Origin of the sequence: Candidatus Merdisoma sp. JLR.KK011 (genome assembly GCF_036941125.1) — a bacterium.
Classification (GTDB): Bacteria; Bacillota; Clostridia; order Lachnospirales; family Lachnospiraceae; genus Laedolimicola.
On sequence record NZ_JAYWSZ010000003.1, the window covers coordinates 1,314,194 to 1,326,126 of the forward strand.

Consider the following 11,933-nt stretch of genomic DNA (forward strand, 5'->3'; position numbering starts at 1 on the left):
ATTATAGAGACGTATGTAAAAATGTCAATATTTCTACTGTTAAATTCAGAAAATATTAAACTTTACTTACCAGGAGCAGCCTCCCTTCAAACCGAATGGAAGGCTGCATCCAGCGCCGCAATCAAATCCTCTGCTTTCTCAATACCTATGGACAGGCGGATGGTATTGGGCTTGATATCCTGCTCCAAGAGTTCTTCCTCCGTGCATTGACTGTGGGTGGTAGTCGCCGGGTGAATCACCAGGGATTTCACATCCGCCACATTTGCCAGCAGAGAGAAGATGGCCAGGTTGTCGATAAAGGCCTGGGCTGTCTTTGCGTCTCCCTTGATCTCAAAGGTGAAAATGGAGCCGCCTCCCTTCGGCAGATATTTTTTGTACAGCTCATGGGTTGGCTCTGCAGGCAGTGACGGATGGTGCACCGCCTCTACCTGTGGGTGGCCGTTCAGATAATCTACAATTTGCAGGGCATTGCTCACATGGCGTTCTACACGGAGAGAGAGGGTTTCCAATCCCTGCAGGAAGAGAAACGCATGGAAGGGGGAAAGGGTTGCTCCCGTATCCCGGAGAATGACTGCGCGGATATAAGTTACAAATGCTGCAGGCCCGGCAGCATCTGTAAAGGATACCCCATGATAGCTTGGATTTGCTTCCGATAGCCAGGGATATGCCCCAGACGCCTTCCAGTCAAAGGTTCCTCCGTCTATAATCACGCCGCCAATGGCTGTTCCGTGTCCGCCGATAAACTTTGTGGCGGAATGTATCACAATGTCTGCCCCGTACTCGATGGGGCGGATGAGATAAGGCGTTGCGAACGTGGAATCCACCACCAGGGGAAGGTTATGTTTGTGGGCAATCCGGGCCAGCTTTTCCAGATCAATCAGATTGGAATTGGGATTGCCTAGGGTCTCTACAAAGATTGCCTTTGTATTTTTCTGAATGGCCGCTTCGAAGGAGCCTTCCACATAAGGATCTACGAAGGTAGTTGTCACCTGATTATTCAATGGAAAGGTGTGGGCCAGATAATTGTAGGTACCTCCGTAAATGGTCTTGGATGCCACAATGTGCTCTCCTGCCTTGGCAAGGGCCTGGAAGGTATAGGCAATGGCTGCCGCTCCAGAAGCTACGGCCAGCGCCGCTGCTCCGCCTTCCAGGGATGCGATCCTCTGCTCAAACACATCCTCTGTGGGGTTAGTCAGCCTTCCGTAGATATTTCCGGCATCGCGCAGGCCGAAGCGGTCTGCTGCGTGCTGTGAGTTGTGGAACACATAGGATGTGGATGCATAGATCGGCACGGCTCTCGCATCTGTGACCGGGTCTGCCTGTTCCTGTCCGATATGCAACTGTCTTGTCTCAAATCCCCAGTTTTTTGAATCTCTGATATCTGCCATTTTTTGAATCCTCCTAGTTCAAGTTCCGTAATATCCCTCCCAGTACACTGGTCTGAAATCCATTTCCAGCCACAAACCCATGTGTCTGGAAATGGATTTGTGCACTGTGAGGGATATTACTGTTTTAAAGTCGCTGCGCGACGGCACTAAAGAGTAAAGCTGCTTCGACACACCGGTTATGAGAGAAACTTTTATTCGAAAAAGCACTCATAAAAGTTCCTCTCGTGCGCCTTTGCAGCTTTACCGTCCAGCAGAAATTTTTTTAAAACACTTGACATTTCTTAGCTGGACTATTTTTAGTCGCTGTGCGACGGCACTAAAGGGTAAAGCCGCTTCGGCACACGTTGTATTTATACTTCTAATCTGTAAACAAAGGCGTAGAGTAATACCGATCGCCGGAATCAGGCAAAAGTGCGACGATCATTTTCCCCCGGTTTTCCGGCCGTTTTGCAAGCTCTATGGCTCCGTGGAGGGCGGCTCCGGAGGAAATGCCCACCAGGATTCCTTCCTTTTTTGCTAATAGCTTTGCGGCGGCAAAGGCATCCTCGCTCTGTGCCTGAAAAATTTCATCATAGACGGAGGTATTTAAGAGTTCCGGGACAAAGCCAGCCCCAATTCCCTGTATTTTGTGCGGACCTGCCTTTCCTTCAGATAATACCGGAGAATCGGCCGGCTCAAGAGCAACAATCTTAATATTGGGATTCTGCTCCTTTAAGTACTCTCCTATTCCGGTTATGGTACCGCCGGTTCCAACGCCTGCAATAAAAATATCTACTTTTCCGCCGGTGTCCTCCCAAATCTCCGGCCCGGTGGCTGTTCTGTGGGCGGCAGCGTTAGCGGGATTCACAAACTGGCCGGGAATAAAGCTGCCCGGAATTTCACGGGCCAGCTCTTCGGCCTTTTCGATGGCTCCTTTCATTCCTTTTGCGCCTTCTGTCAGCACCAGCTCAGCGCCGTAGGCCTTCAGTATATTTCTGCGCTCTACGCTCATGGTCTCTGGCATGGTGAGGATCATCCGGTAGCCCTTCACGGCTGCAATTGATGCCAAACCAATTCCTGTATTGCCGGAGGTAGGCTCAATGATGACAGAACCTTCCTTTAACAGCCCCCGGCTCTCCGCATCCTCAATCATAGATTTTGCCGCCCGATCCTTTACGCTTCCAGCCGGGTTTAAATATTCCAGCTTTACGAGAACCGCAGCCTGAAGCCCCAGCTCCTTTTCGATATTTGCCACCTCTAAAAGAGGTGTGTTTCCAATTAGCTCGACTGCTCCCTTATAATATTTTCCCATAATACTTCCTCCTAGTTCTGTAGTCCGGTTTCCAGTTCCTCAATATTTATCCAGATCTGTCATTTCTTACTTCTGCCGTTGAAGAGAGAATACCACTATTTACATACTAAGTCAATAGGAATATAGGTTTTTGTTGAAAAAAATTTTCCGCCGGGTTATAATAGACAAAAGAAACAGGGGGAAAATGCTATGATTTCAACGAAAGCCCGTTATGCATTGAGAGTGATGATCGATCTAGCACAGCACCGGGAGGATGCTTATATTCCGCTGAAGGATATTTCCGCCCGGCAGGAGATTTCCGAAAAATATCTGGAAATTATTCTGCGTCTTTTGGTAAAGGGAAGGCTTGTAAAAGGGCTTCGGGGAAAAGGCGGAGGCTATATGCTTACCCGTAAGCCATCGGACTATTCCATCGGGGAAATTATCGAGCTGACAGAAGGGCCCCTTGCCTGCGTTGCCTGCCGCCTGCCCGGCGCGCAGATCTGTCCAAGGAAGGAAGGCTGTATCACGCTTCCGCTCTGGGAGAAGTACGATGCGCTTGTACATGATTTCTTTTTTCAGATTTCACTGGAAGCTTTGATGGAAGGGCGCTTCTAGAAAAGAATTCACCAGCAAAATAAGCCGGCAGACTTTTCCGTATCCCGTGTTTGGACGGTTCGCGTACACTGGGATATCGGAAAAGTCTGCCGGCTTATTTTGCGTCCTCCTGCAGCCGATCCATCTCCTCCAAACACTCCTCCACCGAAGCCCCTTCCAGAAGTCTGCGCACCACAAGGCACGTATTCCCCCACTGCTCCAGCTTCATACCGGCATTCGATCCAAGCACATAAACGCCGTCATTCACAAGATCATTCAAGGGCTTCAGCGCATCAATACATTCCACCTCCACATTCTTAGAAGGCGAAATCACCTTATTCGTCTCCGTATAAACCTGAAGGGCTTCATCTGAGAGCATAATATCCAGCACCGCAATGGTATCCTCCAGATGCTCTGCGTTCACACAGACTCCATAACCTGACATCGATACCACCGGCATCTGTCCGCGATTGGTCGGGAACCCGATTACCTGCAGATTAAAATCCGGCTTTCCATAAGCCGTGTCCGCATTGGCCGCTCCCCAGTACGCCATTACGATCGGAGTCTTCTGAGCCAGAAAGTCCGGCCCCTCTCCCTCAATAGCCTCATAGGTTAAAGCCTTCTCAGCATCCACATACCCCAGATCCATGAGCGTCTTTAGAAACTCAAAGCCCTCGCGCATATAGTCGCTGTACTTTGCCTCGCCGCTATTAAGAGCCGCAATCTCATTTTCCGTATTTCCCCCGTTATACAGATCCGCATAAGCCTGGGAAAACACAAAATTCTCCAGCCACCAGCGGTTGGCCCCCACAGGAGTCTCAATCCCGTTTTCCTTAAAAACTCTGCAGCACTCCAAAAATTCCTCCGGGGTGTTGGGGAGCTTCAAATCATACTCATCAAACATATCCTGATTCACAAAAAGACCATATACCACAACCTCCTGGGGAATCGCCACCAGCTTTCCGTCCACCGTATTAGACACTTTCACAACCTCACGCAGATTGGCAGCGCTCTCAAGGCAGGACAGATCCAAAAGCTTCCCTTCTGCCCCCAGAACCTGAATCGTATCCGGATTCAGAAGATAAACATCATCCATGTCATTGCGCGCCCGTGCCAGAACCACGTCATCATATGTTTTATCCTGATAGTCCTCTGCCGTATAAGTCCGATACTCTACCGTAAGCCCCAAAGCCTCCTCTGCCATAATCACAGTCAGATCATGAGCGCTTCTGGCTATATTATCTGCATTTGGATTGGACTTTTCCATGGGGCCGAACAGATTTACCACCTTTGTATTCTTTTTTACATCCTCCGCAAGATTTACCATACCATCCTTCTTGCCGCAGGCTGCTGCTCCCACAAACAGCATTACTGTCAAAAGCAGGATAAAACATAGTTTATATTGCCTTTTCATATCAACTAACCTCTTCTCTTTAACTCTTTTACGGTCCTCTTCAGCACTTCCATATCTACCGGTTTCGATACATGGGCGTTCATCCCGGCATTCATGGCATCCCTGACATCCTCCGCAAAAGCATTTGCAGTCATGGCAATAATGGGGATGACCGCCGCATCCTCCCTCTCAAGAGCACGAATGTGCCGTGTCGCATCGTAGCCGTTCATCACCGGCATCTGCACATCCATGAGAATCGCATCAAATTCTCCCAGGGCAGAATGAGCAAAACGCTCCACAACGAGCTCTCCGTTTCCGAGAACCTCACAGTCTGCCCCATCAATATCCAGAAGCTCCTCCAGGATCTCGGCATTGATCTCATTATCCTCCGCTACCAGGAAATGCATTCCTTCAAGGCTGATGGCTTCTCCCTCCATCCGGGTATACTCCTTGCTGCGGGCAGAGAGCTCCAGAACCTTTTCCTTCAATGCAGAGACAAAGAAAGGCTTTGTGAGAAAACCGTCAATCCCTGCTTCCAGAGCCTCCGCCTCAATCTCATCCCAATCATAGGCTGTCAGCAGCATAATCGGAACGTAGGCTCCAATCTCCGTCTTAATGCGTCGGGCCGTCTCAATACCGCTGATCTTCGGCATCCTCCAATCCAGAAGCACCATATAATAGGGATCCTGTTCCTCATATGCTTCTGCGGTCATCTTCACGGCAGTCTCGCCGTCCTCCAGAAAATCGATCCGGACATCCGTATCCTCCATAAGTGCCCGGATGCCTTCACGCACATCTTCATCGTCATCCACCACCAGAATCCGGCTGACGCCGTGGTTCTTCCAGAACCTGGAATCCTCCTCCTGATCGGAAATACGGAGCTCCAGCTCCACCGTAAAGATCGTTCCCTTATCCACCTCGCTGGCAACGTCAATGGTGCCTCCCATCAGCTCCACAATATTCTTGGTAATGGCCATTCCAAGCCCTGTACCCTGTACCTTGTTGGTGGTACTGTTCTCTGCCCTGGTAAAGGCGTCAAAAATGATCTGCAGGTATTCCTGGGTCATGCCGTACCCGTTATCCTCCACCTCAATACGGATATGCTCATACTGGCTGGAGCGCTGCTCCAGGCCAATGATGCGGAACCAGATGGTGCCTCCCTCGGGGGTATATTTCACCGCATTGGAAAGAAGGTTGATCAGGATCTGATTCAGCCTTGTCTCGTCGCCTATGAGACATTCATGGCGGATTCCTGTTACCAGGATATCAAAGTTCTGCTTCTTATCCTTGGCAGCCGGACGGATAATGGCGTCAACAGAGGAAATCACACTATTTAAGCGAAATTCCCCAATGGTAAGCACAGACTTTCCGCTCTCAATCTTTGACACATCCAATACGTCGTTGATTAAGCTTAAAAGATGCTGTCCGGAGGCTGCAAGCTTCCTGGTGTATTCCCTTACCTTGGCCGGATTCTCCGCATCCTTGTTCAGCAGAGTGGTAAATCCAAGAATGGCGTTCATGGGTGTCCGAATGTCGTGGGACATATTGGAAAGGAAGGTGGTTTTCGAGTTGTTAGCCGCCTGTGCAGCTCTGAGAGCCTGCCCAAGCTGCTCATTATGAAGCTCCCGTTCTGCCTCCTGTTCCCGGCGGAATTTATTCTGCTGCCGCTCATAAAAGAAAAATACTGCACAGCAGATGAAAAAGGCTGCAAGCATAAAGATCACTACAGTCAGAATATTCTGATTGACGGCATTGCCCTCTCTCTGAATGGCTTCTACCGGCACATAACCGATAAGGTACACGGAACCGTTGTTTACCGCCCACATAAAAATCAGGGAATCCTTATTCCGTATCTTGTGATAGAACATCATATTCCCGTTATTCTTTATGCTTTCGTGTACGTTTTTCTGAAGATCTTCTTCTAAAATGTCGTTGGCACGGTAAAAATCCTGTAAATTCAGATGGCCGGCATCCCTCTCTCCTACGCCTTTGGGCTTTAAAAGGAACCGTTCAGTCTTTCCATCCATAATGTAAAGCGTGGCGCTTCCGTTGTAAAGCCGCTCCGGAAGGGCTTTGTCAAAAGAATCATAAATATATTCCACATAAAGACAGGCAATCTCCCGGCCGTCCTTGGTAACCGGGCTTTTCATCGTATAAGCCCAGGTTCCCATGTCATTGATATAGGAGACAGAAACGGGCAGTTCTTCTACCGTTTCCTGGTTGGAAAAATCCAGTTCCTGCGGATAAAATACTTCACCGGTATTGGAAATGCCTTCTGTCTCTCCGGTAAATACAAGGGACATTTTAGCCAGATTGCCGTTTCGATCATAGGAGAGAATAAACTCTTTTGGATCCTCAATGATAGACAGTTCTTCCGCTATCATTTTCTGGTATTGGGCTTCTCTTTGGAATAGTACTTCTATGGTGCCCTTTAAAAGCTCAAGATTTTCACTGAGATTCCCAATGGCAGACTGAGACATCTCATGCGATATTCTTGCGGCAATGAAGAATACAAAGCTGCCCAGAATGATAAATACTGTCAAAATAAGCACAATTAAAATTTTTTTGCTGCTTTTTTTCTCCTGATTCGCTCTTTTCATCTTATCCAATGACCTTTTGATAATCTTTCCATAAACAATATGTGAAGCTTTAGAACAAATGTTTTTCTTTCCATACCGCTGCTTGGCCTAAGTGCAGAAAGAACTGTCACTATTATTATAGCAGTCTTAGGGCTTTAGGTCAAAACGTTTCTTTAGTCTGAGGAAACAAGAATACTTAAAACAGTTACTGTCCGCTTCGCGGCCGGCAGCCTAAAAGACTTCCAAAACCAGAAACTGGAAGCCCTGCATACAAACGGGGCTGCCCGCCGCTGTTTCTTTGGTTTCCTCCGCCTTGTGTCCGGTACTGCAATTATCTAATAAAACCTTCTTTAAGGCTAGCGGAACCTCTATGGTTCTTGGCGTCTCCCGTATATTCGCCAGGACAAGAAGGGTATTCTCTCTGCCTTTTCGGTAGAAGCCTGTAAAATCAGGCTGATCCGGAAGAAAGGGCTCCTGCCTTCCATAGACGACGGTTTCTCCATACACAGCATCTGTCCGAAGTGCAATCAGCTCTTTGTAAAAGTTCAAAACAGAATTTTCCCGGCGCTCCTGCTCGTCTACACGGATCTGGTGATAGTTTTCATTTACGGGAAGCCAGGGGATACCTGTGGTAAAGCCTCCATGAAGCTCTCCATTCCACTGCATAGGGGTCCGGGCGTTATCGCGGCTCATCTGGGCCACAAGCACAAGGGCTTCGTCATTGGAATAACCATGCTCCTGTGCTGTCTGGTATTCATCCAGAGTACTGATATCGTCCACCTCCTGGATGGAATGAAACGTTTTGTTGGTCATGCCGATCTCCTGTCCCTGGTAGAGGAAGGGGAGGCCGAAGCTCATAAGGGAAATGCCTGCCAGAAGCTTTTTGCCTCTCTCCGTCTGTCCCTCTGCCGGAAGATAACGGCTGACGCCTCTTGGCTCATCGTGATTTTCGATGATATTTGCCATCATACCGATTTCCTGGGAAATGGCCTTGCTTTCAAAGACGGCGTCCCGGAACTGGTCCATCGTTACGGGCTTCCGGTTGTACCAGCCATGATCACTGCCTCCTAAGAGGTGGGGCGCAAAGTCAAAGATGGATTCGAAGCAGCCCTCCTCTCCGATATAGCGTTTTAGCTCCTGCTGATCGAAGTCAAAAAGCTCTCCGATGGTAAATGCGTGGTAAGGGGCGAAAGCCTCTTCCTTCATTTCTGTCAGAAAATCCAGAATTCCGTGGGCGCAGGCCAGCATGGTGGTTCCGGCGCACATGCCGTCCTCCCGATCTGCGGGGAAGTCTGAAAACCGCAGATCCTTTTTGATGTTGATAATCGCATCTATGCGAAAGCCGGCTACGCCTTTTTCCAGCCACCAGCGTATCATTTTATAGATCTCCTGCCTAAGCTTTGGATTTTCCCAGTTGAGATCCGGCTGTTCTTTTGCAAACATATGCAGGTAGAAGAGATTGTCATAGCCGGGAAGGGGCTCCCACACGCTGCCGCCGAAGTAGGAGCGCCAGTTGCAGGGGGGCCTGCCGTCCTTTCCCTCTCGTATGTAGAAATATGCTCCGTAAGGGCCGAAGGGATCCTTCAAGGCCTTTTGAAACCATTCGTGCTGATCGGAGCAGTGGTTGATCACCAGATCCATGACAATGGCGATGTCCCGCTTTTTTGCCTCGGCCAGAAGCTCTTCCATATCCTCCATAGTCCCGAAGGCCGGATCGATGGCGTAGTAATCGGAGATATCGTAGCCCTGATCCACAAAAGGCGACTGGTAAACGGGGGATATCCAGACAATCCCGATTCCCAGTTCCTTTAGATAGTCTAGTTTTTCTATAATTCCCCGAAGATCCCCGATGCCGTCCCCGTTGCTGTCCAGAAAACTTTTGGGATAAATCTGATATGCTGTTTTATTGTGCCACCATCTTTTTTTCATCTCTGCCTCCAGAATCAAAATTTAGATTTGCTGCTCCTATTTTTTTTTGGCGGTAAATCTTGTCCCTGTTTTTTTCCCTTTTACAATGTCATACAGAGCAGCCGGATTACTGCCGTTGGCTACGATGGTGTCAATGCCCTGGGAGGTTGCAAGATCTGCGGCCTGAAGCTTGGTGCGCATACCGCCGGTGCCTCTTCTGGAGCCGGCTCCGCCCGCAAGCTCGTAGGTGCTGTCGTTAATCTCATCTATCTGTTCAATCAGCACGGCATCCTTATAGAGACGCGGGTCTTTGTTGTAAAAGCCGTCAATGTCGGAGAGAATAATCAGCTTATCTGCATTGCAGAGGACTGCCACGACTGCAGACAGCATATCGTTATCTCCAAACAGCTTTTCCTCGGACTCAATCTCCGTGTAGCTTACGGAATCATTTTCGTTGACAATGGGGATGACGCCGTGCTCTAAGAGGGCATCAAAGGTGTTGGTCAGGTTTTCCTTTTTTTCCTCCTGTGTGATGTCCTCGGCATTGAGCAGGATCTGGGCTACTGTTTTGTCGTAGTAGCCGAAAAATTTATCGTAGAGGAACATGTTGGTGCATTGTCCAACGGCTGCGGCTGCCTGCTTCATCCGCATACTGTCCGGTTTTTCCTTTAAGCGCATTTTGTTGGCTCCTACGGCGATGGCGCCGGAGGATACAAGGATCACCTGGTGTCCCATATTCTGAATATCTGCAATGGTCATGGCAAGCTCCTCCATGCGGCGGAGGTTGCTGTTGCCCAGTTCGTTGGTTAAGGTGGTGGTGCCTGCCTTAATAACGATTCTCTCTTGTTTTAGACTCATCTTTTTCTCCTATTTAAAGTCGCTGCGCGACAGCACTAAAGGGTAAAGTCGCTTCGACGCACCTGTAATGAGAGAAACTTTTATTCGAAAGGGCCCTCATAAAAGTTCCTCTCGTGCGCCTTTGCGACTTTACCATCCAGCAGAAATTATTTTCAAAAACACTTGACATTTCTTTATCTGGACTAATTATAATTTCGTAATATCCCTCAAAATACACGGCTATGAAATCAATTTCCAGCCGCAAAAGGCATGCTGGCTGTTAAAAATCTAACAATATCGGCACTTGTTTTTCTATGGAGAACTTAACGGCCCGCCATAGGATGGAAAAGGCGAACTTCGCCAGAGATTCTGTGTTGTATAGGGTGTGCTCTTTGATGCCCTCTTTTGTCAGCTTCCCGTTGTGAATCTCTCCGTCTGCCGGGTAGCCCTCTGTCCGGGACCAGCTTAAAATGGTTTTCTCATCTGCCTGGAAGCCTATGGAATTAATCTGCTCAAGCTCCATTTTCAATGCGCCGGTAGTGGAGAAGGTGATCTCCTCGTCTGTGGGGCAGGGGGCGTTGAAGGCCAGGCCGTCCGCTATGGGAAGCCACCAGCTGGCCCCGATAAACAGAGACCAGACCCCTCTCTCCTCATCCTCTCCCATCCGCTGAATCAAAGGATGATTTTCAAAATCCCAGTTCTTTTCCACGGTTTCCTGCAAAGGCTCCCCATAGGTTCTGGCAGCCGTATAGAGAAGGAGGGCTCCAAAGGCGTCCCAGTCAGGCTTGTCGGTGTAATAGGCCGTCTCGTTGTCCTCAGTCCAGGGCTCGTAGGAAGGCCCCTCCTTGGGGGAAACAGCCGCAAGGATCTGGCTCTGCCAGTTTTCCATGGCTTTTTTGATTTCCTGGGGATCCTGTTTTTCTTCCTGTTCCGCCCTCTCGCCCTGAGGGGTAATGCGTGAAAAAGAAAAACCGTTGACCTCGGCCCATTGCTGTGTGACGGTCTTCCAGTTGTGTGCGTAGTAGCGTGTGAGTGTTCCGGCGTAAATGTCAAGTCCCATTTTATTCCTCCTGGTTCTGGTTCGTATCTAAGTCAGATGGTTCTGCCGGGAATCGCCTTTTTCGCTCCCGGCAGCATAGCTTTTGCACCAAAGCCTGTATATGTCTTTGATGCCTAACGATATTATACTAAGATTTATGCCGTATATCTACTACTTTTTTTAGAATCTTCCAGGTATAAAAACAGTCAGGGACAAAAATCTGATATTGATGCAGATTATTACAATTGGTATAATAATACATATTGCAGCAGAAAGGACGAACTTACTATGAAATGGGATTTAAACGATTTGAAATGGACAAGAGAACCAAGAGAATTTACCATCCAGGAGGACTGCATCACGATTACCACTGAGCCGGGAACGGATCTCTGGCAGAGAACCTACTACGGCTTTCAGAATGACAATGCCCCTCTCCTGCAGCTTACAACAGCAGAGGCTTATTTTTCTTTTGTGGTAAAAACAGAATTCGCCAGCAAGCGGCGTTTTGACCAGTGCGGCATTATCATGTATCTGGACAGTGAGAACTGGCTGAAAGCTTCCATTGAGTATGAAAATGACAGTTTCCAGCGTCTGGGCAGCGTAGTGACCAATCACGGCTATTCGGACTGGGCAACCACCGATATTTCTGCGGAAATCAAGTCCATGTGGTATCGTCTGAGCCGCCGGGAATCTGACTACTGTATCGAGTGCTCTGTGGACGGGGAACATTTTAAGCAGATGCGGATCTGCCATATGCAGGAAGGAGCCGGGGAAATCCGCTTCGGCATCTACGCCTGCTCACCGGAGGACTCCTCCTTTCAGGCTTCCTTTTCCAATATGGAAATTACTGAGTGCAAGTGGCTTGCTCATGTGTAGAAGGCTTGGCTGCGCTTAGGGACAGAATCTTTCATCCCCCTCCGCC

The 11,933-nt window shown here is 48.9% G+C and carries 9 protein-coding genes; 2 read left to right on the top strand and 7 right to left on the bottom strand.

The window, feature by feature from the left end:
* Positions 1-86 precede the first annotated feature (86 nt).
* Together VV089_RS07335 and cysK are read right to left on the bottom strand one after the other, a co-directional pair.
* Complete coding sequence (locus tag VV089_RS07335) at positions 87-1,388, bottom strand: O-acetylhomoserine aminocarboxypropyltransferase/cysteine synthase family protein (protein ID WP_172544340.1); 1,302 nt, start codon at positions 1,386-1,388, stop codon at positions 87-89.
* Positions 1,389-1,746: 358 nt separating this feature from the next.
* Positions 1,747-2,679, bottom strand: a complete 933-nt coding sequence (cysK, locus tag VV089_RS07340; protein WP_172541376.1) for a cysteine synthase A — start codon at positions 2,677-2,679, stop codon at positions 1,747-1,749.
* Positions 2,680-2,868: 189 nt separating this feature from the next.
* On the opposite strand from cysK, the gene VV089_RS07345 reads away from it, so the two are divergent.
* Positions 2,869-3,276 (top strand): RrF2 family transcriptional regulator, encoded by a 408-nt coding sequence (locus VV089_RS07345; RefSeq protein ID WP_334335440.1) that lies wholly within the window; start codon positions 2,869-2,871, stop codon positions 3,274-3,276.
* A gap of 94 nt (positions 3,277-3,370) precedes the next feature.
* On the opposite strand, the gene VV089_RS07350 is transcribed toward VV089_RS07345, so the two are convergent.
* From VV089_RS07350 to VV089_RS07370, 5 genes are all read right to left on the bottom strand, one after another.
* A complete protein-coding gene (locus tag VV089_RS07350) occupies positions 3,371-4,669 on the bottom strand; it encodes an ABC transporter substrate-binding protein (RefSeq protein ID WP_172541374.1) in 1,299 nt (432 codons plus the stop codon).
* Positions 4,670-4,674: 5 nt separating this feature from the next.
* Positions 4,675-7,248, bottom strand: a complete 2,574-nt coding sequence (locus VV089_RS07355; RefSeq protein WP_334335441.1) for a hybrid sensor histidine kinase/response regulator — start codon at positions 7,246-7,248, stop codon at positions 4,675-4,677.
* Between the two features lie 210 nt (positions 7,249-7,458).
* The gene (locus VV089_RS07360; protein WP_334335442.1) at positions 7,459-9,156 is read right to left on the bottom strand and encodes an alpha-glucosidase; all 1,698 of its coding nucleotides are present in this window, start codon (positions 9,154-9,156) and stop codon (positions 7,459-7,461) included.
* A 36-nt stretch (positions 9,157-9,192) separates the two neighbouring features.
* The gene (gene proB, locus VV089_RS07365; protein WP_334335443.1) at positions 9,193-9,993 is read right to left on the bottom strand and encodes a glutamate 5-kinase; all 801 of its coding nucleotides are present in this window, start codon (positions 9,991-9,993) and stop codon (positions 9,193-9,195) included.
* A gap of 259 nt (positions 9,994-10,252) precedes the next feature.
* Entirely contained in the window at positions 10,253-11,032 is a 780-nt protein-coding gene (locus VV089_RS07370) for a hypothetical protein (RefSeq protein WP_334335444.1), read from the bottom strand.
* 267 nt (positions 11,033-11,299) lie between these two features.
* On the opposite strand from VV089_RS07370, the gene VV089_RS07375 reads away from it, so the two are divergent.
* Positions 11,300-11,887: a DUF1349 domain-containing protein gene (locus tag VV089_RS07375; RefSeq protein WP_334335445.1), complete on the top strand. Its 588-nt coding sequence runs from the start codon at positions 11,300-11,302 to the stop codon at positions 11,885-11,887.
* The last annotated feature ends 46 nt before the right edge of the window (positions 11,888-11,933 follow it).